Annotated in this window: 24 protein-coding genes; 12 read left to right on the top strand and 12 right to left on the bottom strand. The window is 63.1% G+C overall.

Annotated features, from left to right (window positions below):
* Positions 1–114: 114 nt before the first annotated feature.
* From ccmC to JXQ94_RS15380, 3 genes are read left to right on the top strand one after another with little or no spacing between them, the layout of a single operon-like run.
* Positions 115–864, top strand: coding sequence for a heme ABC transporter permease CcmC (ccmC, locus tag JXQ94_RS15370; protein ID WP_421924652.1), 750 nt, complete (start codon positions 115–117; stop codon positions 862–864).
* Positions 861–1,016: a heme exporter protein CcmD gene (gene ccmD / locus JXQ94_RS15375; protein ID WP_421924653.1), complete on the top strand. Its 156-nt coding sequence runs from the start codon at positions 861–863 to the stop codon at positions 1,014–1,016. The genes ccmC and ccmD overlap by 4 nt, the downstream gene beginning before the upstream one ends.
* A complete protein-coding gene (locus tag JXQ94_RS15380) occupies positions 1,016–1,522 on the top strand; it encodes a redoxin family protein (protein WP_421924654.1) in 507 nt (168 codons plus the stop codon). The genes ccmD and JXQ94_RS15380 overlap by 1 nt, the downstream gene beginning before the upstream one ends.
* Here JXQ94_RS15380 and JXQ94_RS15385 read toward each other — a convergent pair.
* From JXQ94_RS15385 to JXQ94_RS15425, 9 genes are all read right to left on the bottom strand, one after another.
* On the bottom strand, positions 1,519–2,130 hold the full coding sequence (locus tag JXQ94_RS15385; RefSeq protein WP_421924655.1) for a MarR family winged helix-turn-helix transcriptional regulator: 612 nt from the start codon (positions 2,128–2,130) through the stop codon (positions 1,519–1,521). The genes JXQ94_RS15380 and JXQ94_RS15385 overlap by 4 nt on opposite strands.
* Before the next feature lie 90 nt (positions 2,131–2,220).
* A complete protein-coding gene (locus tag JXQ94_RS15390; protein WP_421924656.1) occupies positions 2,221–2,862 on the bottom strand; it encodes an inner membrane-spanning protein YciB in 642 nt (213 codons plus the stop codon).
* A 21-nt stretch (positions 2,863–2,883) separates the two neighbouring features.
* Positions 2,884–3,732 (bottom strand): EamA family transporter, encoded by an 849-nt coding sequence (locus tag JXQ94_RS15395; protein ID WP_421924657.1) that lies wholly within the window; start codon positions 3,730–3,732, stop codon positions 2,884–2,886.
* Between the two features lie 3 nt (positions 3,733–3,735).
* The gene (ftsY, locus tag JXQ94_RS15400) at positions 3,736–4,665 is read right to left on the bottom strand and encodes a signal recognition particle-docking protein FtsY (RefSeq protein ID WP_421924658.1); all 930 of its coding nucleotides are present in this window, start codon (positions 4,663–4,665) and stop codon (positions 3,736–3,738) included.
* Complete coding sequence (mtaB, locus tag JXQ94_RS15405) at positions 4,662–6,029, bottom strand: tRNA (N(6)-L-threonylcarbamoyladenosine(37)-C(2))-methylthiotransferase MtaB (RefSeq protein WP_421924659.1); 1,368 nt, start codon at positions 6,027–6,029, stop codon at positions 4,662–4,664. Before mtaB ends, ftsY begins: the two co-directional genes overlap by 4 nt.
* Positions 6,030–6,067: 38 nt before the next feature.
* Entirely contained in the window at positions 6,068–6,682 is a 615-nt protein-coding gene (locus JXQ94_RS15410) for a hypothetical protein (protein ID WP_421924660.1), read from the bottom strand.
* On the bottom strand, positions 6,679–8,520 hold the full coding sequence (locus tag JXQ94_RS15415) for a DUF885 domain-containing protein (RefSeq protein ID WP_421924661.1): 1,842 nt from the start codon (positions 8,518–8,520) through the stop codon (positions 6,679–6,681). Before JXQ94_RS15415 ends, JXQ94_RS15410 begins: the two co-directional genes overlap by 4 nt.
* A 77-nt stretch (positions 8,521–8,597) precedes the next feature.
* Positions 8,598–10,301 (bottom strand): hypothetical protein, encoded by a 1,704-nt coding sequence (locus JXQ94_RS15420; protein ID WP_421924662.1) that lies wholly within the window; start codon positions 10,299–10,301, stop codon positions 8,598–8,600.
* A 74-nt stretch (positions 10,302–10,375) separates the two neighbouring features.
* Positions 10,376–11,245 carry an SDR family oxidoreductase gene (locus tag JXQ94_RS15425; RefSeq protein ID WP_421924663.1) on the bottom strand — a complete coding sequence of 290 codons (870 nt, stop codon included), beginning with the start codon at positions 11,243–11,245 and terminating at the stop codon, positions 10,376–10,378.
* Positions 11,246–11,467: 222 nt separating this feature from the next.
* Between JXQ94_RS15425 and sdhC the strand changes: the two genes are divergently transcribed.
* The 6 genes from sdhC to JXQ94_RS15455 all read left to right on the top strand — a co-directional run bounded on the left by sdhC (position 11,468) and on the right by JXQ94_RS15455 (position 16,502).
* The gene (gene sdhC, locus JXQ94_RS15430; RefSeq protein WP_421924664.1) at positions 11,468–11,860 is read left to right on the top strand and encodes a succinate dehydrogenase, cytochrome b556 subunit; all 393 of its coding nucleotides are present in this window, start codon (positions 11,468–11,470) and stop codon (positions 11,858–11,860) included.
* Positions 11,861–11,862: 2 nt separating this feature from the next.
* Positions 11,863–12,234 (top strand): succinate dehydrogenase, hydrophobic membrane anchor protein, encoded by a 372-nt coding sequence (gene sdhD / locus JXQ94_RS15435; protein WP_421924665.1) that lies wholly within the window; start codon positions 11,863–11,865, stop codon positions 12,232–12,234.
* A 12-nt stretch (positions 12,235–12,246) separates the two neighbouring features.
* Positions 12,247–14,034: a succinate dehydrogenase flavoprotein subunit gene (gene sdhA, locus JXQ94_RS15440; RefSeq protein ID WP_421924666.1), complete on the top strand. Its 1,788-nt coding sequence runs from the start codon at positions 12,247–12,249 to the stop codon at positions 14,032–14,034.
* A 2-nt stretch (positions 14,035–14,036) separates the two neighbouring features.
* Positions 14,037–14,462, top strand: coding sequence for a DUF3052 domain-containing protein (locus JXQ94_RS15445; RefSeq protein WP_421924667.1), 426 nt, complete (start codon positions 14,037–14,039; stop codon positions 14,460–14,462).
* A 12-nt stretch (positions 14,463–14,474) separates the two neighbouring features.
* Complete coding sequence (locus tag JXQ94_RS15450; protein ID WP_421924668.1) at positions 14,475–15,254, top strand: succinate dehydrogenase iron-sulfur subunit; 780 nt, start codon at positions 14,475–14,477, stop codon at positions 15,252–15,254.
* Positions 15,255–15,392: 138 nt separating this feature from the next.
* Positions 15,393–16,502 (top strand): FG-GAP repeat domain-containing protein, encoded by a 1,110-nt coding sequence (locus JXQ94_RS15455; protein WP_421924669.1) that lies wholly within the window; start codon positions 15,393–15,395, stop codon positions 16,500–16,502.
* On the opposite strand, the gene JXQ94_RS15460 is transcribed toward JXQ94_RS15455, so the two are convergent.
* The gene (locus JXQ94_RS15460) at positions 16,499–17,344 is read right to left on the bottom strand and encodes a 1-acyl-sn-glycerol-3-phosphate acyltransferase (protein ID WP_421924670.1); all 846 of its coding nucleotides are present in this window, start codon (positions 17,342–17,344) and stop codon (positions 16,499–16,501) included. The two genes, JXQ94_RS15455 and JXQ94_RS15460, sit on opposite strands and share 4 nt — an antisense overlap.
* A gap of 145 nt (positions 17,345–17,489) precedes the next feature.
* On the opposite strand from JXQ94_RS15460, the gene JXQ94_RS15465 reads away from it, so the two are divergent.
* Together JXQ94_RS15465 and JXQ94_RS15470 are read left to right on the top strand one after the other, a co-directional pair.
* Positions 17,490–18,140 carry a hypothetical protein gene (locus JXQ94_RS15465; protein ID WP_421924671.1) on the top strand — a complete coding sequence of 217 codons (651 nt, stop codon included), beginning with the start codon at positions 17,490–17,492 and terminating at the stop codon, positions 18,138–18,140.
* 93 nt (positions 18,141–18,233) lie between these two features.
* The gene (locus JXQ94_RS15470; RefSeq protein ID WP_421924672.1) at positions 18,234–18,566 is read left to right on the top strand and encodes an ArsR/SmtB family transcription factor; all 333 of its coding nucleotides are present in this window, start codon (positions 18,234–18,236) and stop codon (positions 18,564–18,566) included.
* Positions 18,567–18,575: 9 nt separating this feature from the next.
* Here JXQ94_RS15470 and JXQ94_RS15475 read toward each other — a convergent pair whose 3' ends face one another.
* Both JXQ94_RS15475 and JXQ94_RS15480 read right to left on the bottom strand, forming a co-directional pair.
* Positions 18,576–19,259, bottom strand: coding sequence for a hypothetical protein (locus JXQ94_RS15475; RefSeq protein WP_421924673.1), 684 nt, complete (start codon positions 19,257–19,259; stop codon positions 18,576–18,578).
* A 90-nt stretch (positions 19,260–19,349) separates the two neighbouring features.
* Positions 19,350–22,619 (bottom strand): autotransporter domain-containing protein, encoded by a 3,270-nt coding sequence (locus JXQ94_RS15480; RefSeq protein WP_421924674.1) that lies wholly within the window; start codon positions 22,617–22,619, stop codon positions 19,350–19,352.
* A gap of 284 nt (positions 22,620–22,903) precedes the next feature.
* On the opposite strand from JXQ94_RS15480, the gene JXQ94_RS15485 reads away from it, so the two are divergent.
* A complete protein-coding gene (locus JXQ94_RS15485; protein WP_421924675.1) occupies positions 22,904–24,403 on the top strand; it encodes a CoA-acylating methylmalonate-semialdehyde dehydrogenase in 1,500 nt (499 codons plus the stop codon).
* Positions 24,404–24,464 lie beyond the last annotated feature (61 nt).

Below are 24,464 nucleotides of genomic sequence, written 5' to 3' on the forward strand. Positions count from 1 at the left end.
CCGGAAATGCCGGGCGCCCGACCGCGCTGTCTGTGCCGTCGCGTCCTCTTGTGGCCCGGGACGGGATCGTTTGCCGCACTTGCCGGTTGGTCGGTCGCAAAGTAATCAGCTGACATGCTGTCCTATTTTTCCAACCCCCAGCGTTTCGATCAGCTGGCCCGGACCCTGGTCCCGATTTTCGGGGTGCTGGCGCTCGGCCTGCTCGCCGTGGGGGTCTATCTGTCCTTCTTCGCATCGCCGCCGGACTACCAGCAGGGCGAGACGATCCGGATCATGTATGTGCATGTGCCCGCCGCCTACATGGCGATGGCACTCTATGCGGCGCTCGCGGCGGCGAGTTTCGTCTATTTCGTCTGGCGCCATGCGCTGGCGGATGCAGCGGCGGAGGTGATCGCCCCGATCGGCGCCGTTTTCACCGTTCTGGCCCTGTTCACCGGTTCGCTCTGGGGCAAGCCGATGTGGGGGACATGGTGGGAATGGGATGCCCGGATGACCTCCGTGCTGGTCCTGCTTCTTGTCTATCTGGGCTATATGGCCCTGCGCGCCGCGCTCGAGGATGTCCAGCAGGCGGCCCGGACCGGGGCCATCCTCGCCATGGCCGGCATTATCAATCTGGTGATCGTGAAATTCTCGGTCGACTGGTGGTCCAGCCTGCACCAGCCGGCCTCGGTTATTCGCTTCGATGGCCCGACCATCCATTCCAGCCAGCTCTGGCCATTGGCCATCATGGCATTGGGGTACAGCTTCCTTGCCGGCTGGCTGATCCTCTATCGCCTGCGCAGCCAGGCCTTGCGGCGCCGTGCCCGGACCCTGCAGCGCCAGCGTGAGCAGGCGGCCCGGGCACGAGAGGAGGCCGTATCATGAACGCGTTTCTGGACATGGGCGGGTATGCGGCCTTCGTCTGGCCGACCTGGGGGCTCTCGTTTGCCGCGCTCGCAGGCCTGGTCGTGCATGCGATCATGGAACGTCGTGCGGCACAGGCCGCCTTGCGCCGGCTTGAAGAGGATGAAGCGTGATGCCGTGGGCTCGCCTCATTGCCTGGCTGGCGGTGCTCGGTCTCGTGGCAGCCCTGGGCTGGCGCTATCTGGCCGATCAGGCGCCGCCGCCGACACAAGCTCTGCCGGTACTGCAGATGCAAACGCTGGAAGCACGCGCCGGTTTCGAGCCGGATGAGGTCGAGGGTGTCTGGCTGCTCAATGTCTGGGGCAGCTGGTGTGCCCCCTGTCATGCCGAGCACCCAGTGCTGATGGCGCTGCGCAGTGAGGGGATTGCAATCTATGGGCTCAACTGGAGGGACACGCCCGAAGACGCCCAGCAATTCCTGGACGATCTCGGCAATCCCTTTGTCGGCGTGATGCAGGATGTCGACAATGCATCGGTCACCGCGCTGGGCATTAACGGGGCGCCGGAGACCCTGGTCATCAAGGATGGCGAGATATACGCCCGCTGGCCTGGACCGCTGACCTCGGACGCCTTGCGCAACGCGATCTATCCGGCCCTCGATCGCGCCAGTCGCGACTAGGCGGCGTCGGCTTTCCGGGCAGCCTTGGGCGTCCTGGCCTTTTTGGCGTTCTTTTCGGCCTTCTTGGCCTTGGCCTTGGCCTTCTCCTTCGCCTTTTTCTTGGCCTTCTTCTTCTTTTCCTTGGCCTTCAGCTTGGCCGCCTTGGCTGCCTCCTCGCCCTTCTCGAGCGTCTCGGCGATGCGGCGGAGGGTTTCCAGGAAGCTGGCCCGCTTGTTCTTGGGGAGGGCGGAGAGAATGGCCTTGTCCGCGTCCATGGCCCCGAGCGTAGCTGCCTCCAGAAGCGTGCGCCCATCGGCTGTCAGTTTGACCGCATTGGCGCGTGCATCATCGGCGAGTTTCTCGCGTTCCAGGAGGCCATTCTTGACCATTCGCGCGACCAGCTCGGCCAGGGTGGATCGATCAATCCCGGTCGACTTCACCAGCTGGGTCTGGGTCAGCCCCTCCTCCTCCGCAGTCGCGTGCAGGACGGCGAATTGGCGCTGGGTCAGCTTCGCCCCGGCCATCGCCTTGGTGAAGCGTTCCGCGGCAAATTGCTGGGCGCGATGAAGCAGGTGTCCCGGGGATTCCGAGAGGTGGAAGGCCTTGGTGTCGTGCTTGTCGTGCGCCATGACGCCCCCCGTGTGCTCGGGAATTCATCCTAGGTCGGATTTATAACGCGAGAATGACAAATGTCCGAGCACGGAATGCCGGTATCGGTTCTACCCACCATCCGGATTTTTGGGCTGGTTCTTCAGCACAAGCGGCATTTGTGATGCGGCAAAACCGATCGACAGGACCATCACACCCAGCTTGGCGTTGGACCAGAAGGCCTCACTCAGCTCCAGCCCGGCAAACCAGCGCGCGCTCTCCGGCACAACACTGTCGGTGATGTGGCGCCACATCACCTCGTTGAGGAAGGCCAGGAACTGGAACCAGAGCGCCCAGCGAATTGCCAGCAGCATCCAGGCCCGGTCGGTCAGTTCGAAAATGTGCTTGAAGAAGACCTTCCAGATGTTCTGGCCGAAGGCGAGGCTGACGAGGATCAGATAGGACAGGAAAAGATTGATGATGGTCGGCTTGGCGTAGATGAAGACGGGGTCCTGCAGGAAAATCCCCAGAGCGCCAAAGAAGAGCACGATGACCGTCGTGAAGACGAGCATGGGTGGGATCCGCTTCTCGACCCGGATCGACATCACCAGGGCGATCGTTGCGGCGATCATGTAGGCGCCGGTACCGATATAGATCGCCTGATCGGCCGCAATCATGCGGGCGACATTGTAGACGACGATCCACACCCCGATGGGGCCGGCATCGATCAGGAGGCGCGAGCTCTGCTCGGACGTTTTCTGGGTCTGGGCCAAGATCGGCTCTCCGTTTGCGGTTTACATCACCTGAAGCAATACGAGCCCGGCAGCAAGACAGATTGCAAGCGTGATGCGCCGTCCGCCGAAGGGTTCCTTCAGTACGAGGGCGGCGAGCAGCGCACCCAGCACGATGGAGAGCTCTCGCAGGGCTGCCATCGGCGCAACCGGTGCATTGGCATAGGCGTAGAGCGCGAGGCCGTAGGTGGCGAGATTGAAACCCATGCACATCAGGGCCGGCCTTGTCTCCTGCCGCGCGATCGCGAGGAAATGCGCGCCGCGTCGGAAGATGGCCGTCGGCAGGATGGTCAAGCCGGACAGGACAAAGAACCAGCCCAGATAGATGAAGAGCTGGCCGGACGTTCGCACGCCTGCCGCGTCGATGACGGTATAGCTGGCCGTCATGCTCGCTGCGGCGAGGGCCAGCAAGATGAGTTTCAATTTCGGGCGACCATCCTTCTCCGGCCAGGCAAAGCCGATCAGGGCGGCGGTGGCAATGCCCAGTCCGGCCATCTGACCCGGGCTGACGGCTTCCTGGAGAAAGACAAAGGCGGCAATCGCTGCCAGGGCAGGGGCGGCGCCACGCATGACGGGGTAGGCCAGATTCATCTCGCCCTCATTGAAGGCGGCGACCAGCAGCATGTTGAAGGCCCAGATCACCAGGGCCCCGGCGAGCAGGAAACGCCAGACTTCCCAGGGCGGTATCGGCTGGAAGAGGAGCCAGGGCAGGATGAGAATGGCCAGAAAGCCCTGGGTCAGGCCCCGAAAGACCAGCCGGTCATCCGCCTTTTTGGTCAGCAGGGTCATGATGGCGTGAGCCAGCGCCGAGCCCAGCATCGCCACTGTGGCAAAGGCGAGCGTGTTGTCCACGCGTCAGCCTTCCAGCCCGGCCAATGCGCGCGAGAAATCCCGTGCGGAAAAGGGCTGGAGGTCAGCCTCGCCCTCGCCAATGCCGATATAGTGGATTGGCAGCTGGAAATTCTCGGCAACCTGGACGAGGGCGCCGCCCTTGGCGGTTCCGTCCAGCTTGGTCATCACCACGCCTGTCACGTCCGAGGCTTCCAGGAAGGCCTGGGCCTGGGACACCGCGTTGGAGCCGACGGTGCCATCGAGCACAAGCACGACATGATGGGGCGCGTCCGGCATCCGCTTCTTGATGACCCGCACGACCTTTTTCAACTCATCCATCAGCTCGGCCTTGTTCTGAAGCCGGCCGGCCGTGTCAATCAGCACGACGTCATGCCCGTCGCGATCGGCCCGGTCGATGGCGTCATAGGCGAGGCCTGCCGCATCGGCGCCGATTTCACGCTTGATGACCGGGGCGTTTGCCCGCTCACCCCAGATCGAGACCTGTTCGATCGCGGCCGCGCGGAACGTGTCGCCGGCGGCGAGGATCGGATTCCGGCCTTCGCGCTTCAGCTTCACGGCAATCTTGCCCAGGGTCGTGGTCTTGCCCGAGCCATTGACCCCGACAAACAGGACGACTTGCGGTTTGCTGCCGCCGAGATCGAGCGCCTGTTCCAGTGGTGTGAGGGTTTCGGCGACGACGTCTGCGAGCGCTTCGCGCACTTCTTCATCCGACACTTCCTTGTCGAAGCGATCCTTGGCCAGGCGCTCGGTGACACGCATGGCCGCGGCCGCGCCGAGATCGGCTGCGATGAGGACATCTTCCAGCTCGTCCAACGCTTCGCGGTCGAGCTTTCGCTTGGTGAAAATTGCAGTGACGCTGTCGCCCAGCTTGGTGGAGGAGCGTTTCAGCCCCTGCGCCAGTCGGGAAAAGAAGCCCGGTTTCTTCTCGCTCATCCGGTGATGACCCCCTGAAGTTCGCGCCCGTCATGCCCGGATATGGCGATATCGACAAGCGCACCGGGCCGCGGAATGTCGGCTTCGGGTATGCGGATACTGGCAAAATTGCCGGCCCGCGCGAAGCCCGGTTTTTCGACCAGCGCGGCCTTCTCGATGCCGATCATGCCGTCGAGATGAGCGACCAGCGCTTCATCGGCCTTCGCGCGCAGCCGGGTGGCGCGATCCTTGATGACGGCCCGTTCAAGCTGAGGCATGCGGGCCGCCGGCGTGCCCGGGCGCGGCGAGTAGGGAAATACATGCAGATAGGCCAGTTGGCATTCGTCGACGAGCCGGATCGAATTATCGAACATGGCCTCGGTCTCGGTCGGGAAACCGGCAATCATGTCGGCGCCAAACGCGATCTCGGGTCGAGCTGACTTCAGCCGATCACACAGGGCGATGGCGTCATCGCGCAGATGCCGGCGCTTCATGCGCTTGAGGATCATGTCATCGCCGGCCTGCAGCGACAGGTGGAGATAGGGTGCGATCCGGTTTTCGCCGGTGACGGCTTCGAACAGCGCCTCGTCAATCTCGATGGCGTCGATCGAAGACAGCCGCAGGCGCGGCAGGTCAGGCACATGCTTGAGAATGGATTGGACCAGGCGTCCCAGCGGCGGCGTTCCGGGCAGGTCGTCACCCCACGAGGTCAGGTCGACACCGGTCAGCACGACTTCGCTATGGCCGCTGTCAACGAGCGTCTTGATCTGGTCAACCACCTCGCCGGCTCCGACCGAGCGTGAATTGCCACGGCCATAGGGGATGATGCAGAAGGTGCAGCGATGGTCGCAGCCATTCTGGACCTGAACATAGGCGCGGGCGCGGCCCTCCATGCCCTCGACCAGATGGCCCGCCGTTTCGGTGACGCTCATGATGTCGTTGACGCGCACTTTCTCGGTACCACCGAGAAGGTCAGCCGGCTTGAAAGTCTCCGCCTTGAGTTTTTCGTCATTGCCGATGACACGGTTCACTTCCGGCATGTTGCCGAACATGTCCGGATCGACCTGGGCGGCACAGCCGGTGACGATGATCCGGGCGTCGGGGTTGTCGCGGCGCGCTCGGCGAATGTGCTGGCGTGCCTGGCGCACCGCCTCATTGGTCACGGCGCAGGTGTTCACCAGGATTGTATTGGTCAGCCCCTGCTCACGCGCATGCTTGCGCATGACCTCGCTCTCCCAGGCATTGAGCCGGCAGCCGAAGGTCAGAATGTCGAGCCCGGCTTCGGTGTCGACCGGCCGTGTCGGCGGGGTGTCGGCACCGGAAGCGGCCGGATTGTCATCATGCGTGCTCATGGCGTGCGGATAAGTGGTGGAGTGGCTGCCCATCGTCAAGCCGCGCGGGCAATCACTCCGTCACTCCGGTGTCAGGATCGGGCCATGACCCGCTTGGTCGCCTCGCCAACCATGACCGCCCAGATGCCGAGCAGGGCGTGGTAGAGGTGCCAGTTGGTGATCCCGAATGTTGTTTCGGTTCGGCTTCCCCCTATCAGGATGGAGGCCACGCCAAGCACCAGGAAGCTGGCCAGCCAGGCCAGGCCCGCCGGGCGCTGGCCGTGCATGATCAACATGCCGCTGCCGATCAGTCCGAGGATGAAGGCCAGCGTCGGCAGGAAGCCGAGAACGCCGCCCGTTCCGGGGAAAATCATCAGGAAAACGACAAGCATGGGAATGCCGTATCGCACATAGCGAGTGATGCCCGGATCCAGTCGGGCATCATTCGCTTTCAGCAACAACCCGGTGGCGATCAATAGCAGGCCGGCCGCCGCTGCGAACTGGCTGGTCAGGCTGTGTGCTTCGGCGAGGGCGTCGACCTGTCCCGAGGCAAAACGGATCGCCCCGATCAGTGCGGCAAAGCCCATCAGTCCGAGGCCCAGCCGGATCATCCGGACCTTGCCATTGCGCCGGTGCGGCCAGAGTAGATAAATGCCGAGAATCGCCCCGATCGTGACCAGGGCGTCGGTCAGGGCAAAGGCGATCATTCGACCGCCTCCGCCAGCTCCGCTTCCTGCTCACCGATCCAGGCCAGCATCTTCGCTTCCAGGGCTGACAGCGGCATGGCGCCATCGTCCAGAAGCCGATCATGGAAGGCCCGGATGTCGAAGTCTGCGCCAAGCCGGGCTTCGGCCTGGGCGCGCAAATCACGCATCAGCAACTCCCCGGACTTGTAGGCCAGCGCCTGGCCTGGCCAGGAGATATAGCGCTGGACCTCGGTGCGCACATTGTGAGGCGCCAGGGCTGAATTCTCCAGCAGGCAGGCTTCAGCCTCGGCCTGGGTCCAGCCCATGTAATGGATGCCGGTATCGACCACGAGACGACAGGCGCGCCACATCTCATAGGTCAGGCGGCCAAATTCCTCATAGGGCGTTGTATAGAGCCCCATATCGGTGGCCAGTGTCTCGGTATAGAGACCCCAGCCCTCGCCAAAGGCGGTGATATAGCTGTCGCGGCGGAAATCCGGCACGTCTTCGAGCTCGGCGGCGATCGAGATCTGGTGGTGGTGACCCGGCACGGCCTCATGCACCGTCAGGGCCGGCAAGGTATAAAGCGGGCGCTGGGTGAGGTCATAGGTGTTGACCATGTAGCCGCCGGCCACACCATTTTCGAGATCGCCCGGCCAGTAGCGGCCCGTCGTATAGGTTGGGGCCATCGTGTCCGGAACGGGCCTGACGCCGTAGGGCAGGCGCGGCAGATTGCCGAAGAAGCGCGGCATGGCGTCATCGGCCCGCTTCGATATCCAGGCTGCATGCATCAGCAATTCTTCCGGTGTCTCGGCGTAGAATTGCGGGTCCGTGCGCAGGAAGTTCAGGAATTCCGCGAATGTGCCTTCGAAGCCCGTGCGGGAAATCACGTCGTCCATTTCCGCCCGGATGCGCGCAACCTCATTGAGGCCGCGCTGGTGAACCTCCTCCGGCGATGTATCCAGTGTGGTGTGGTAGCGGACGACGGTCTGGTAGTATTCGCGACCCTCCGGAGTTTCCGAAATGCCCAGACTCTCGCGGGTCTGCGGGATGTACTCGTCCTGGAAGAAGGCGAGCAGAGCCTCGTAGGCCGGGATGGCGGCGTCGCGAATGGCAGCCTCGGCGTCAGCGCGCACGCGATCACGCTCGGCTTGCGGCAGACCTTCCGGCAAGCGGTCGATCGGGGCGATCAGGAGTGTGGTCAGCGTTTCCGGGTCGCTCAGCGATTCGATCTGGGAGGCGGCCAGCTCGGCGATCAGGCGCGGTTGGGTGAAGCCGTCTTCCAGCCCCTGCCGCATCCAGGCGATATTGGCGTCGAAATAATCCGGGATGGCATTGATCCGCGCGACCCAGGCGTCGGCGCGGGCAATTGTGCGCGGGCGGGTCGAGGCGGAGGCATAGGACGGGGCCGAGAAGAAGCCGCTGTCATTCCGGAACGGGGCGCGCATTTCGTCAAAGGGTGCCAATTCCACCCGGAAACGCAGGATGTAGTCGAGTACGGCATAGGAGGTCGCGTCATTCTCATCGAGCGCGTCGACGTTGATGGCTTCGAGCCGTTCCAGAAACCCGGCTTCGGCCTCGGCCTGGGCGGCGAGGCTTTCGGGCGCAACGTCAAACCATTCGCCGGCCGCTTCCAGATCGCCGTCGCGAGCGCGGGCGCCGGGGCTGTTCTCATGCTCGAAAGCTTCAAAATCCTCGACCAGTTGGGCGAAAGCGCTGGCGGCCGTCTCGTCCTGCGTGGTCAAGGCAGTCTTGGCGGTCTGGTCCGCCGGCGACATGGCAAGAGCGGCAGGCGCGGTCATGCCCAAGACGAGCAGCGAGGCGCCGGCGAGCAGGCGCGCGGGTCGTTGAAAAAGCATAAATCTCTCCCCTGTTGGCCAGAGGATGGCCCGGCACGCGACGACCCGCAAGCCGGGCCGTCATCGCGCGGATCCGATCAGTCTGTGCCGGTTGCGGGCAAGCCCGCCAGCCGTGCCGTGCAGCCATTCGAAACGAGATCGCCGGGCGCCACCGTGATGCGCGGATAGGTCTGTACCTCGCCATTGGTCGGGCGGTAGCGCAGGTCGAGAGTCTCGCCCTGCGGTGTCTGGACGCGCAGCACACTGTCCACCGTAGCGTCGCCCACGGCCCCTTCGAGGCGTTCCAGAATGATCATGCCGGGCTGGAAGCCCGCGGGCGCCGCCGGCCCGTCCGGATCGACGGCAGCGATCTCGTAGCGATCATCGGCATTGCGCTGCCCTGACATGCCATAGACGAAGACCGGTTCGCTGACCGTCTCGACAAGGCCGCAGGCCCCGAATGTCTCGGCTGGCAGGCTGACCGGTTCGCCATTGATGATGTGGCGTTCGATCAGGGGAGCGATGTCGATACCCGTGACATCGAGAACCCGATCCGCAAACGCGAGCGGCGCGGGCTCAGCGGGAGGATCATCCCGCATGGCCAGAAGGACGTCGTCGAGATCAAGGCGGCCGCCGGTTTCGGCATGGATGGTCTGGTCGATGAGGGCCGCGAAGATCATGCCGCGGTGATAGGGTAGACGCTGAAAATCGCCATCGGTCCAGAAGCCGGCGATGATGGCGTCATTGGGCGCATCTCGAACCGGTGAGGCGTGGTTCTCCACCAGTGCTTCATTCCAGGTCTCGATTGCGACGTCCGCTGGCCACAGCCCGGCCCGCACGGCCGCGCGCTGGGTCAGGAAGTCGGTGAAGCCTTCGGAGAACCAGTATCCGGACGGCTCGGTGTCGCCTGTAATGGCCCCACCGACGCGGCCGGGGATCCAGGTGTGGACATGTTCATGCATGAGGATGCGAAGGAGAATGGCGCCCTCCGCATTGCTGGTCGTGAAGAAGGCAAAGGCATCGCCCAGATTGGTGCCGCCGACGCTCATCACGCCCGGTTCAGCCTCCAGTTCCAGAACCGTGACCAGGAAGGGTTCGGCCTCGGCACCCCAATAGGCGGCATTGGCGGCCAGCACCTGGCTGACGGACTGCGCCATGTCGGTATCGGTAAAGGCCTGGTCACCGCGAATGGCGACCCGCTGGGAGGCACCGTCGACCAGATTGTCCTGGAGTCTGAAATCGCCGGCCACCGTGATGCTGGTCAGCAGTGTATTGACGTCGAGGTCACCCTGTTCGAGGTCCGATGCCAGCGCCCAGCCATCCGGCGCCGTGAGCGCGACCTCGACATCGAAATCCGCGTCGGAATCAGGAAAGGCAAATATGGTCTGCCCGATAAGATGAACCCAGTCCGGTTCCACATAGGGGCGATAATTGTCGTCCAGCGCAGCTTGCGGTTCGCCAGTGCGTTCCGGCGTGATCGTATAGCGCAGGCTGAGGTCTGCACCGGGAGTGTGTGTCAGGGTCAGACTTGATGGGTCATCACCTGTCCGGATGGTCGCTGGGCTGCCATCGCTGGTCAGGGAGATGTCATCAATGGCACCCCACAACGCGTCCTGACCCCCCCAACTATTGGGCAGAATGATGCCGGTTTCGCCGTCGGCCTCGCCAGCCAGATTCAGTTCGACGGTGACGTAGGTCACCCCGGCTTCGCTGGAGATATCGAGCGTGTAGTCCAGCTTGGCGGGTTCGTCGGCCGCTTGAAGGGCAAGCGTCCCGACAGTGACCAGAAGTGTGTGCAGCATGCGTGTCTCCCCGAGTGGGTCGTATTCAGCGACAAACCGGACATCTGATCAAATTAACTAGCGGAAATGCGCATCTAGCGATGTTTGCGTTGAAGTCCGACGCGCTTGGCAACCATGTTGTTGACCAGCCGCTCGGGCAGGATGCGGGGCAGCGACCAATTGGTCAGCCTGTCCGGCACGATGGCATAGCGGAAGCGTGGCTTGGCCTCTGTCAGCCCGCGGAAGACCCGGTCCGCGATCTTCGACGGCGGGAAGCCGGCAGGACCGTTCTTGGCCATCCAGCCCTGGATGCGGGTCATGGCCTCGAAGAAGGGGCTGTTCTCATACGGCGTGGTGTCGATCTCTTCGGCCTTGGACCAGATCGGCGTCGCAACAGCGCCCGGCCCGATCACGACAACCTCGATGCCATACAACATGAGCTCGCGACGCAGCGATTTGCTGATCCCCTCAACAGCATGTTTGGACGCGGCATAGGGTCCCAGGAAGGGCGCCCCCATTTCGCCGGCGACCGAGGACATCATGACGATCCGGCCCGGCTCACCGCTCAGGCTTTCATCGACGCCGAGAAGTGGTCCGAAAGCCTGGGTGACGCGAACAATGCCGGTCACATTGACGTCCATCTGGTTCTCGAATTCCTCGAGCGGCAATTCCAGCATCGGGCCCGCGACGGCGATACCGGCATTATTGACCAGGCCTTTCAGCGTCTGGCCGTCGAGCATCGCGCCGACTGTCTTGGCGGCGGCCTTGACGCTCGCCGTGTCGGTGACGTCGATAATGACCGGGATGAGGCTGGCGCCCAGATCGGCCTTGAGGCGCTCGCCATCTCCCGGCTTTCGCACGCCGGCAAAGACACGCCAGCCCTCATCGACAAGACGCTTGGCACAGGCAGCGCCGATCCCTGTGGAGGCGCCTGTCACGACGGCGGATGGCTGGACTTGGGTCATGTCGATCTCCTTGATGGACAGGCTTAACCTAGGGCGTGCCGGACCGTTCTCAAACGGGATTGCGTACCGAATCCCTGAAAAAATGTCTGGATGTTGTCAGCGGTGCACTTCCTGTCGCGTTGACCCTGACAGCTTCAGGCCTATTGTGCTGCATCAGCACTGACTTTCTGCGACGGCGGGGCTGCCGCGCAGGTTCCGGACAAAAGAGCGAAAGGCTGCCGCATGGCTTCCGACTGGTCTGATCCGCGTCCGTTGTCGCCACACCTTCAGGTCTGGCGCTGGCACGCGACGATGGCGTCATCCATCCTTCATCGTGCCACAGGCGTGGCGAATTATATCGGCGCTGTCGCGATCAGCGTCTGGGTGATCCTGCTGGCATTCGGCGCCGAGGGCGCGGTCGGCTTTCTCTTCGAGGGCTGGATGGCTTGGGTCACGCAGCTTGGCCTGATCGCCCTGACCTATGCGGTCAGTTACCACTGGCTCAATGGCTTGCGTCACCTCGTCTGGGATGCCGGCAAGGGCTATGATCCGGCCGGTTCCAATCTGCGCTCCGTGCTGATCATTGTCGGCGCCGTCATTCCGACCGCACTGGTCTGGATCGAGCTGGGGATTTGACCATGAGCGATTACAGAACGCCCGCCGCCAAGGTTCGCGGCCTCGGTGCGTCCGGCCACGCAGCCGGTCACTGGATCACCCATCGGGTCACCTCGATCGCCCTGTTCTTCCTGGCGCCTGTCTTCGTCTGGATGCTGGCGAAGTCCGGCGCGCCGGCGAGTGCCGCCGACTTCTTCGCCAGCCCGGCGGGCGCCATCATTACGCTGCTCACCCTGACGGCGGGTTTGTCGCACATGCGCCTGGGTATGCAGGTGATCATCGAGGACTATATCCACAAGCCGGGCACCAAAATGGTGCTCATGCTGGGTAATACTTTCCTGACGCTGGGGCTGTGGCTCGTTACCGCCTTCGCCCTGCTCAAACTCGCGCTTTAACGGACGCACCACATGGCCGAATACAACTGGATCGATCACACCTATGACGTGGTCGTCGTCGGCGCCGGGGGCTCGGGCCTCCGCGCGGCACTCGGAGCTTCCCAGGCCGGTCTGAAGACCGCCTGCATCACCAAGGTCTTCCCGACCCGTTCGCACACGGTTGCGGCCCAGGGCGGAATTTCCGCCTCGCTCGGCAATATGGGTGAGGATGACTGGCGCTGGCACATGTATGACACCGTCAAGGGGTCGGACTGGCTGGGTGACCAGGACGCGATTGAATATCTCTGCCGCAATGCGCCCGATGCTGTGTACGAGCTCGAGCACTGGGGCGTGCCCTTCTCGCGCACCGAGGACGGCAAGATCTATCAGCGCGCCTTTGGCGGCATGACCAAGAATTACGGCGAAGGCCCGGTCCAGCGGACCTGTGCCGCCGCCGACCGGACCGGTCACGCCATCCTGCACACGCTGTATGGCCAGTCGGTCCGCAATGAGACCGAGTTCTTCATCGAGTATTTCGCCCTCGACCTGATCATGGATGATGACGGCGTCTGCCGGGGTATCACCGCCTGGAAGCTCGATGACGGCACGCTGCACCGTTTCCGGGCCCAGACGGTCGTTCTTGCGACCGGCGGCTATGGCCGTGCCTATTTCTCCGCCACCTCGGCCCACACCTGTACGGGTGACGGCAATGCCATGGTGCTGCGCGCCGGCCTGCCGCTGCAGGACATGGAATTCGTGCAATTCCACCCGACCGGCATTTACGGCGCGGGCTGCCTGATCACCGAGGGTGCCCGCGGTGAAGGCGGTTATCTGACCAATTCCAACGGCGAGCGTTTCATGGAGCGCTATGCGCCGTCGGCGAAGGATCTCGCTTCCCGTGATGTTGTCTCACGCTCGATGACGATGGAAATCCGCGAAGGCCGCGGTGTCGGCGCCAATGGCGACCATATCCATCTCCATCTCGATCATCTCGATCCGGATATTCTCGGCGAGCGCCTGCCGGGCATTTCCGAAAGCGCCCGCGTCTTCGCCGGCGTTGACGTGACCAAGGAGCCGATCCCGGTCCTGCCGACCGTCCACTACAACATGGGCGGCATCCCGACCAATTATCACGGCGAAGTGCTGACCAAGGTCGGCGGCGATGCCGATACGGTCGTGCCGGGTCTGATGGCTGTCGGCGAAGCCGCCTGCGTCTCGGTGCACGGCGCCAATCGCCTCGGCTCGAACTCGCTGATCGACCTCGTGGTCTTCGGCCGTGCCGCTGGCCTGCGCCTGGGCGAGACGACCAAGGCCGGTGCCAGCCAGCCCGAGATCAAGGCCACGGACGGCCAAGTCTCGCTGGATCGGCTGGACAAGTATCGCAATGCGTCCGGTGGCACGCCAACCGCCAAACTGCGCCTCGAAATGCAGCGCTCCATGCAGAATAATTGCGCCGTCTTCCGGACGGGCGAAGTGCTGGATGAGGGCGTCGAGGCGATCAAGCAGGTCTATACGGGCATGGCCGATATCGGTGTCACCGACCGGACCATGGTCTGGAATACCGATCTCATGGAAACCCTCGAGATGGATAACCTGCTCAGCCAGGCGGCCGTCACCGTGAATGGCGCGGCCAATCGCGAAGAGAGCCGCGGCGCCCATGCTCGCGAGGATTTCTCCGACCGCGACGATGAGAACTGGATGAAGCACACCCTCGCCTGGTGCGACGAGGCCGGCAATGTGAAGATCGACTATCGCCCGGTCCACACCTACACGATGTCCAACGATATCGAGTACATCAAGCCGAAGGCGCGGGTTTACTAGGCATGGTGCAAGCCGCCGGATATTCAGGCACGCCCCTGCCAAAAAAGCTCGGCCTCAAGGACGGGCAGGCGGTGGCATTCCTGAATTTGCCCGAGGCGCATGACGATCTGCGCGCGGCGGCGGTCTTTGCCCGTGAACAATCGACCGCCAAGGGCGGAGACGACCTCGATTTCGTGCACTATTTCACCAAGGTGCGTGCCGAGTTCGAGACCGATCTGCCGCGCCTGCGCTCATCCATACGGCAAGACGGCATGATCTGGGTCTCCTGGCCCAAGAAGGCGTCGAAAGTCGAAACCGATATGACCGAGGACGTGATCCGTGACGTCGCCCTGCCCATCGACCTGGTCGATGTGAAAGTGTGTGCCGTCGATTCGATCTGGTCCGGCCTGAAACTGATGATCCCGCGCGCCAAGCGCGTTGTGAACTGAACGAGGACCCAAATGGTTCAGCTGACACTCCCCAAAGGTTCCGCCCCGAAAAAGGGCACGACCCATCCAACGCCGGACGGGGCGAAGAATACGCGGACCTTCAAGGTCTATCGCTATAATCCGGAAACCGATGAGGCGCCCAGCTGGGACACCTACAAGGTCGACATGGATGATTGCGGGCCGATGGTTCTCGATGCCCTGTTGTGGATCAAGAACAATGTCGACGCCTCGCTGGCCTTCCGTCGTTCCTGCCGCGAAGGCGTGTGCGGGTCCTGCTCGATGAATATCGGCGGCCGTAACACGATTGCCTGTACCTCCGGCATCGATGAATACAAGGGTGCGATCACGATCTCCCCGCTGCCGCACCAGCCGGTGGTCCGCGACCTGATCCCGGATCTGACACAGTTCTACGCCCAGCACGCTGCGGTGAAGCCCTATCTCAAGACCGATACGCCGGCGCCGGAGAAAGAGTGGAAGCAAAGCCCCGAACAGCGCGAAAAGCTGGACGGTCTGTACGAGTGCATCATGTGCGCCTCCTGCTCGACGGCCTGCCCGTCCTATTGGTGGAATGGCGACAAATACATGGGCCCGGCGGCCCTGCTGCAGGCCTATCGCTGGCTCGCCGACAGCCGCGACGAAGCCACAGGCGAGCGTCTCGACGAGCTCAACGACCCGTTCAAGCTCTATCGCTGCCACACCATCATGAACTGCGCCCAGGTCTGCCCGAAAGGCCTGAACCCGGCCGAGGCGATCGGCGAGATCAAGCAGATGATGGTCGAACGCGAAGGCTAGTCTGTCGCGACACTGTCGAAATCAAGCCTCGCCGGAGACCCCGGCGGGGCTTTTTTTGTTGGGTTGCAACCCAACAAAAGCGTAACTGGCGGAGTGGGCGGTCCGCGCGTAGCTTGGCACGGTTCGGGAGGGGTTTTCATGAAGCATCTCGCTATCGGTCTGGTGCTCGCTTGCGGTGTCACAGCCATTGCCCAGGCCCAGGACCCCTTCTGGCTGCACCCATTCAATTTTTTCGGCGAGGAGACGGCGCTGACCGCCTCGGTCAATCTCGGCGATCTTGATGGCGATGGTGATCTGGACGGATTTGCGGTCAATGGCCGCCACTGGATCCAGCAGGATGAAGTTTTCCTCAATAACGGCATGGGCTTTTTCCGGTCGGCGCGGGATGCAGGTGCGGATCGCGCTACGGGATATGAGGCGGCGCTGGCGGATTTCGATGGTGACGGTGATCTCGATGCCGCCATCGCACGCGACCTGCTGCCGGTCCTGCTCCTGTTCAATGACGGCGAGGCCAATTTCAATGCCCCCCGCGAACTTGGTCCGGTCGCCCAGGCCCGGAGCGTCGCGGCTGCCGACCTAGATAGCGATGGTGACCAGGACCTCGTCCTGGTCCAGCGTGGCGAGGCCAATCGCTACTTCCTCAATGATGGCCAAGGCAATTTCGGCGCCGATATTGAACTGCCGGGTGCCTGGCAGACCATCCAGGTCGCGATCAGTGATCTGGACGGAGACGACCGGCTCGATCTCGTCTTCTCGAACCGGGGTGGGGAGGGCGTGGTGCTCTATCGCGGTCACGTCGACGGCGGTTTTTCAGCCCCTGAACTGCTCGGCGGTGAGTTGGCGATGGAAATCCGGGCGGTTGAGGTTGGCGATGTCACGGGGGATGGCTTTCCCGACATCATCGCCGGTGGGCTGGAGGCTCAAAGTCTCGTCTTCGTGAATGATGGAGTTGGCGGTTTTGATCGGATCGAACGATTCGGGGCAGATACGGATGTTGTGTTCGGGCTGGCATTGGCAGATTTCAACCAGGACGGTCGGACGGACATCGCGATCGCCAATGCTGGCGTCCGAAACCGTGTGTATCTCGGTTCGCCCGACGGGTTCATCGCGGTTGAGGTCGGCGATGACGGTTCGGATACCTACAACCTCAGTGTCGGCGATCTGAATGAAGATGGCAGACCCGACATCGTCTACGCAGTGTCGGAAGGCTCGAACTACACCCTTATCAACCGGATGGAGGCGCACTAGCGCTCCCAAGCCATCCGTTCGCAGATGTCGCGGAACATTTCGGTGACGTGGGCGTCGCTGCCGTCCTCCTTGCCGATGATCATGGGGCGACCATAGGCGAGTTTGTATTTTGCGCCGGCCTTGCCCATCAGGCCGTGGAAAATCGTCATGTCCTTGAGCTCTTCATTGATCTGGGCGAGCACGTAGTAGAGCAGAGGCATGCGCTGTCGCACGGCCAGCGGGATGACCGGAGCGCCGAATTTCCGGGCCAGGCTGATGGCGGTCGGCTGCCAGGGTTTTTCACGCAGACCCCAATGCTTCCAGCTCCACTCCGACATGCGGCCGGACGGGAACAGGACAATGCACTGGCCGCCCTTGAAAGCATCGATCGCGCGCCGCAGGACTTCCCGGCTCTGATTGCGATTGCGGTGCTCGTCGCGCCAAACGACCGGAATGATCCGCTCTTCCAGGCCGGGACAGACCTTCAAGGCGTCGTTATTGGCGAAATAGAGCAGGTCGGAGCGACGGGCTTTCAAGCTGTCCCAGAGGGCGATGCCGTCTGCGATCCCACCCGGGTGATTGGCGACTATCACGCAGGGCCCGCTCTCCGGGACATTGTCCAGGCCGCTATAATCGGTGTTCAGCCGAAGATAGTCGGACGCCCATTCAAAGCATTCCGTGCCGGACAGGTCGGCGATGGCATCGGCCATGGCGACGGCGCGTCGATAACCCAGCATGGGATAGCCGATTGTGCGAATCAGCGGCCAGATCGGTGTGTGGATCAGGCGTGGCGCCCTGTCCTCGATCAGCTCGTCGACAATATGCGGCTTCACCGCGGGCGGCGAAGAATCGGCTTGGGTCATGCTGGCAGGAAACCCCCGCACCGCGCACGAAGCAACGGGTTTTCACGTTGCGACGCAACAGGGTTACCGGAAGATTGACGAATTGGCCCGCCGCTTGCGACGGCCCGGTCAGACGTTAACGCCTTGTTCACGAATGGAACACGCCATGACGATGACCCAGACACGGCCTGCCGGGGATATCCGCCGCCTTCCGACCAAGCGCGCGCGGATCCAGGATGACATGGTGGCTGACTATCTTGCGGCCGTGCTCGAGTCCGGCCAGCGCACCATCCAGATCGGCGCCGGTGATCTGGGCGCGGTCTGTCTGAAGGCAGGCGCACATCACCAGATCGTGGCGCCGATGGGGGCGATCGAGGCCTTGCAGGCCGCTTGTGACAGTCGCGCCATTCCGACCGATGCGCTGAGCGGCGGTCCGGCGGCGCGTTCCGATGTAAACGCCGCTCCGTTCGACCTGGCCATTTTCGGCGCCGAAACAGGCTTCCCGGCCATGGCCGCCAATTGGCGCCACGTGTCCGGTCGTCTGCGTGATGGCGGTGTGCTGGTGCTCCTGGGTGCTGATCACGGTGCCTGCGCCCGCCTCGCGGATGCGCTGGAAGGCGACCAGACCTGGGTGATGGAAGCCCGGATCGGTGGCGAGGCGGCGGTCTTCCGCAAAACGGGCAGGGTGTGCGAAGCCACCTCGCTGGCAGGCCTGGCCCGGGTGTCGGATCCGGCCCGCCGCCCGCGGGGCGTGCGATACGGGCTGGTCAGCCGCTTGATCGACCGTGTCTTTCCCAAACGGCATAGCGCGGCCTGAGCGGAGTCCGTCCCTGCCGGGACAGGCCATCTGTCGCAAAACTTTCACCAAAACCCAATCTGGTAGTCATGCTTTACCCGTAACCCGGAAGGCATGAATGCTCGCAACGCTCTCGCCGGATTTTCAGCCTTGGCTCATCCCGTGCGCCTCGCCCTGTTTCGCCGTTTGTGCGATCAGGCCCCCGATTGTGTTTCGGCCGGAGAGCTGGCCCAGGGCTTTGAGACCCCACCCTCCACCATGACGGGGCATTTGCAGGCGCTGGCGCGGGCCGGCCTGGTCAAGGCGGAGCGTCGCTCGCGCTTCATGCTCTATTCGGTGGACCCGTCCGGGACGCGGAAACTCGTCAACTTTCTCGTCGATGAGTGCTGCCACAACCGATCAGACCTTGTCGGCCCGGTCCGTGCGGCATTGGCTGAGGCGTCCTGAACGGATCGCCTAGCCGCGGCCGCCTGGGCCCCGGCCTTGCCCGCCTCGACCACCATTGCCGCCGGGGCGATCTCGACCTTCGCCCGCACCGGAGCGCCCGCGTCCTGAGCGGACATGGGCCGCGCAATCCGGTGTCATGGGGAGGCGTTCCAGCGGCGTTCGGGTGAATGCGGCTGCCCGGGTCGTGGCTGAAACGCGTTCCTCGGCCGACAGGGCGGCGTCAATCCTGGCCTCCACGGCATCGTCGAGACGGTCCAGCCCATAGGCGCGTTCCCGGGTATTGCCGCGATACACTTCCGCCCAATAGGCCGCGTCCGTGTGCGATGTGTCGGTTTCAAGCGTGGAGAAGGCCTCGGCCAGTTCGGCCTGGGCGGCGGGCCAGCCCGCCTCGCCAGCCTTGATCAGGCGATCAAAGCCCTCCGCGCGCATGTCGTCACGCAGCAGGTCCGGCGTCTCGGCTTCACGCGACAGGGCCAGTGCGCTGTGACCGGCCAGGTATTCGGCGATCTCGAACCCCTCTCCCTGCCGCGCCACGCACCGCAGGATTGGCAGGGCTTCGGCGTACTGGCCTCGGTCAACCAGACGGGCAGCGCCCTCGAAACCAGACGGAGGTCGTTCGTCCTGGGCGCTCCGGCCCCCGGCACAAGCTGTCAGACAGAGCAAAGCCACGAGGGCGGTGGTCGCGCGATACATCAGCAAATTCCCGAATAGCCATGCCCGGTTCAACGTGTTGAACCGGGCAATCCGTCGCGCCAGTCGCAGCGGCCCTTTGTTTGATCAGTCTCAGAATGGCAAGGATATCGCCAGTGTGGTGACCGACCGGTCGAGATAATTACGGTTGATCTCGCGCTCATGGCTAACCGAAGCGACCAGACCGTTCTCGAGCGTCTTTTCAAACCCGATCCCAACCTCGTACCAAGTGCCGTCAAGGGTCAGGTCTCCGGGCGCTGCGAAGGCGACGCTCGGGGCATTCGAGAAGGCCGCCGCGTAGCTTTCTCCGCCGTCGCCGAAATCATGGACAACGCCGAGATAGACGCTGGGCTCGATTCCGAAGGCCTGCCACTCGATGAGCGTTCCGGCTCGGGTCTGGAAGCTGGTCGCAGATCGGCTGGCAATATCCAGGCTCGCGGGCCCGGCGATCGTTGTTGCGCTATCGAAGCTGAACTCGGTGTATTCGGCACTGGCGACCGGATGGATCGCGATCGGACCGGAAGACCAGGAATCGAGGGTGATCTCGACGCCGCCACCGAAGGCCGACCCGTCCTGTTGCAGGCGGGACATGCCGCCCGTCGCCAGGCTGCGGAGGCCATCATTCTCGAAATCGGAATAATTGACGTGAGCGGTCAGGTTCCAATGCTCCGACGCATGGCCTGCGAACAGGCTGAACTGGGTCGTGGCGACTTCCGAGGTGACATAGCCGACCGAATTCAATGCATCGCCATCCGTCTGCGCAAAGCCGATCGCACCGCCACCAGACCAGCCATTCGCGCCCTGCCCCTCAATTCCGAGGAGCGTAAACCCGCCATCGAAGTCGAACCGGCCGGCGCCCGCGATCAGTGCGGCATCACCCTCGACAAAGCCGAGCTGCCCGAAAGCCCGCCATCCGGTCTCGCCGTGGGCAACCTCGGACGGTGTTGAGCGGCGGAAGAGCGATTTCGCGCCACTCGACTGGACCGCATGGCCCATGCCATTGGCGTGCAATTCCGCGCTGGCCAGAACTTCTGCCATGGCTTCAGCCTCGCTGCCCCGATTGCCGATCTGGCGGCGCAGGGCTGCGTTGAGGGCATTGGTCTGGGCACGGGCAGAGCGATCGAACATCACGCTTTCATAAGGCGCGAAACTGTCGAGCGCGGCGGTCAGGTTTCCGCCCTCCAGCAGGTCGACCAGGCCGTAAACCGTTGCCAGATCGTCATAGCTGCCAGCACGACCGCCATCGAGTGCGCTGGCGAGGTTGTACTGGAAGAAATTGCTGAAGCTGGCCTGGCTGGTCAGGTCGTCGGCTTCCATGCGGTAGGAAGCGATGCCATTGGCGAAGCTGATCGTCGGTCGCAGCGCGCCGGGCAGATCCATGATGTCGGTGAAGCCATCGGTAATGGCCGTCGCGAGGATGAAGCTGTTGCTGTCGCCATAGCGCGGCAGGTAGCCGTTCACCGGATTGAGCAAAAGCGTCCCGCCGAGCGAGATCGTGCCGTTGACCGTCAGGCGGTCCGAGCCGCCGGGAGCGATATCGATTGCGAGACCGCTGGCCGATGCCAGGACGACATTGCCATTCACGGTGAGATTGCCGACCTGTCCAAGCCCGCCGGGTCCGATCAACCCCATGATATTGGTAAGGTAGGGCGTGTTGATCGTGCCCGTGCCGGTCAGAAGGCCGGACATCAGGAGGTAGTCGCCATAGCTCGTCAGTCTTCCGTCGACATTCATCGTGCCGGACTGGTGCATGATCTCGATCAGGCTGGTCAGATCGCCACCGGTGGTGATGTTGAGGCCGGCCTCGGCGCCTGCGAGTGTGAGTCGGTCAATCTCGACCGCGCTGGACAGACGGGTTGTACCGCTGCTCAGGGTCACATCGAAATAACGACCGATCGAGCTGGATGTGGCGTTGATATTGTCAGCCACGAAGCCGGAAGCCCCGGGCAAGCCATTAGCGAGCGTGGCGGCCGGCAGGGCTGACAGGGTGCCTGGCCCGGTCGCCGCGACCCCGGAAACGGCGTAGGCCGGATTCTGTTCCGATACGGGCAGGCGCATTGGTTGGTCGCCGGTCTCAAGGGAAAGCGAGCCGAGACCGCTGACTTCGGTACTGCCACCCGTATAGGGCGTTGTGGCCCCGGTCTCCAGCGTCTGGCACTCGACCGGAGCAAAGCAGATTTCACCCCAGGGGTCGGATGTATCGTTGATCCCTTCACCCGGCGAAGTGGGGAGGCCATTGACGATATTGCCTTGCGCATCAATGACCCGGAAGGCCGGATCAAGCATCGTCACCCAATGGTTCGGGTCCTCCCAATTGCCGTCACCGCCGGTCGTCGAGACGTAACGATAGGGGCTGTTCTCCACGATCCAGTCCCAGAACAGGTAGAGCGGCTGGTAGAAGTTTGATGTGCCGTAGGATGAGAAGACTTGCGGTCCGAAAAAGCGCGAGCCGCCCGAAAGGACGCCGATGACCAGGTCTTCCTCGATGCCAGCATTGCCCGCCGCATCAAGAATGAGCGGGCCGCCGGAATCACCGCCCGCGGTGGTACCCTCATTGGGGGCCGCGTCGCCCCGAAACAGGTCGAAATCAAACGGGCTGGTCCGCGTCGGATCATCGAAATCGAGCTGGTAGAGATTTTGCGGCAGGTCGCCGAAGGCCGCGCCAAACAGGAAAATATTGCGATCATCGAGAGAGGCGAGGGCGCCGATGAAATTCTCGGCTGCGTGCCGGCGCCAGTTGATCCCGATCGAGGCGCCGGTCGTGCCATCTCCGCTTCGCCCGTAGCCGATGAGGTCGACGTGATACCCCGAGCCGGTGGCTTGCGTGTAGGCGGTCGGCGCCGGAAGGGCGGAGAAGAGCAGGGCCCAGGTTGGGACATTGCCGGCCGGTGTATCGAGCACAGACAGGGCGACGTCGCCCTCAAGGAAGCCAAAGCTCTCAGGTCGCGCGCGCGATTCCAGATTGTACAGGACCTGCGCGACGTTGAAGACGGCAAGGTCAGGATTGCTGCTGAGACCGTTATTTGCCCAGTCCATGAAGCCCGGCAGGGAATCGGCGCCGAACGACCAGGCCGCGCCGATCGTGTCGCCGAAATCGCTGGCATCCCGATCATTCACGCAATGGGCGGCGAAGAGGACGGTTCGCGGATTGATGAGCGTCCCCGAGCAGACAAAGCCGTCATTGCGAAAGAACATGCCGACCCCGGTCACATCCGTAGCGGTGTCGACGATGTCATCGGGTGTGACGCCGTCCACCGGCACGATCTGTCCGACCTCCTGCTGCGCCAGGGCTGGCGAAGCGGCCAGCGCTAAGACGGATGACGTGGCAATGAGCAGAGTCTTGAAAGCGCGAAGTTCGGTCATGCCTATTTCCCCCGGTGCGGACCCGGGACACAGAGCATCAGTGCTCATCCCATTCGGTCGCATTTTCTGACAAGATTGTCGGCTGAACCTGTCAGCCTGACAAGGCGCAATCGAACCGCTGGCCGAGATCCCAACCCGGCGGGCCGCGCCAGATTGTGGGCATTGGAGAAACGGCGCCGCGTGGTCTGCGGACCGGCTCGACATATGCGGGCCGGCATACTAAGTCAGCGCCAGCAACCGGTCCCGGCGAGGATCGGGTCCACACGAGTTTCGGGAGCGTAGCAATGACGCGCGAGATCCATCATTTCCTCAATGGCAAGGCGGCCGTTGGCACATCCGGTCAGTATGGCGATGTCTTCAATCCCAATACGGGCGAAGTGCAGGCACGCGTCCAGTTTGCGACCACCGACGAAGTCGCCAAGGCGGTTGCCGATGCCAAGGTCGCGCAGGTCAAATGGGCGGCCATGAATCCGCAGCGGCGCGCTCGCGTCCTGATGACCTACAAGGCGCTGGTCGAGGCAGAGATGGACAGCCTCGCGGCGCTCCTCTCCTCCGAGCATGGCAAGGTGATCGCCGATGCCAAGGGTGATCTGGTCCGCGGTCTGGAAGTGGTTGAGTTCGCCTGTGGAGCTCCGCATCTGCTCAAGGGCGAATATACCGAGAGCGCCGGCACAGGCATTGATGTCTATTCCATGCGTCAGCCGCTCGGCGTCGTTGCCGGCATTTCGCCGTTCAACTTCCCCGCCATGATCCCGATGTGGTTCATGGGCATGGCTCTGGCGACCGGCAATGCCATGATCCTCAAGCCGTCCGAGAAAGACCCGTCGGTGCCGGTCCGCTTGGCGGAGCTGATGATCGAAGCGGGCTTGCCTGAAGGCGTCCTCCAGATCGTGCATGGTGACAAGACTGCCGTGGACGCCCTTCTCCACAATGACGACATCAAGGCTGTGTCCTTCGTGGGCTCGTCAAATATCGCTCACTATATCGCCCAGACCTGTGCCCAGCAGGGCAAGCGCTTTCAGGCCATGGGCGGGGCCAAGAACCACGGCATCATCATGCCCGACGCCGACATGGACCAGGTCGTCAATGATTTCCTCGGTGCGGCTTTCGGCTCGGCTGGCGAACGTTGCATGGCGCTGCCGGTTGCTGTCCCGGTGGGCAAGGACACGGCAGATGAATTTGTCGGTCGGATCATGGAAGAGGCGGCCAAGCTTCGCGTGGGCGTGTCCACGGACGCGGATGCCCATTATGGCCCGGTCGTTTCATCCGCGCATCGCGCCTCGATCGAGAAATGGATCCAGACCGGCGTTGATGAGGGCGCAGACCTCCTGCTGGATGGTCGCGGTTTCGAGCTTCAGGGCCATGAGAAGGGCTTCTTCATCGGGCCGAGCCTGTTCGACAATGTTAAGCCGTCCATGTCCTCCTATCAGGAAGAGATCTTTGGCCCGGTCCTGCAGGTCGTGCGGGCCGACACCCTCGACGAGGCAGCGCATCTGCCGTCCGAGCACCAGTACGGAAACGGCGTTGCCATCTTTACGCGCAATGGTCTCGCGGCCCGCGAATTCGCGTCAAAGGTGCAGGTCGGCATGGTCGGCATCAATGTGCCGATTCCGGTGCCGGTGGCCTATCACTCTTTTGGAGGCTGGAAGCGCTCGGCCTTCACCGACACCAATCAGTACGGCACGGATGGCATCCGCTTTTTCACCAAGATCAAGACGGTGACCCAGCGCTGGCCGACCGGTGATATCGGCGATCAGGCCTTTGTCATTCCGACGATGAAATAGGTCGGATCATCCGTCCTGCATGAAAGAAGGGCCCCCCGGCATGCCGGGAGGCCCTTTTTTG

The sequence above is a fragment of the Maricaulis maris genome (assembly GCF_049116555.1).
Lineage (GTDB): Bacteria > Pseudomonadota > Alphaproteobacteria > Caulobacterales > Maricaulaceae > Maricaulis > Maricaulis maris_C.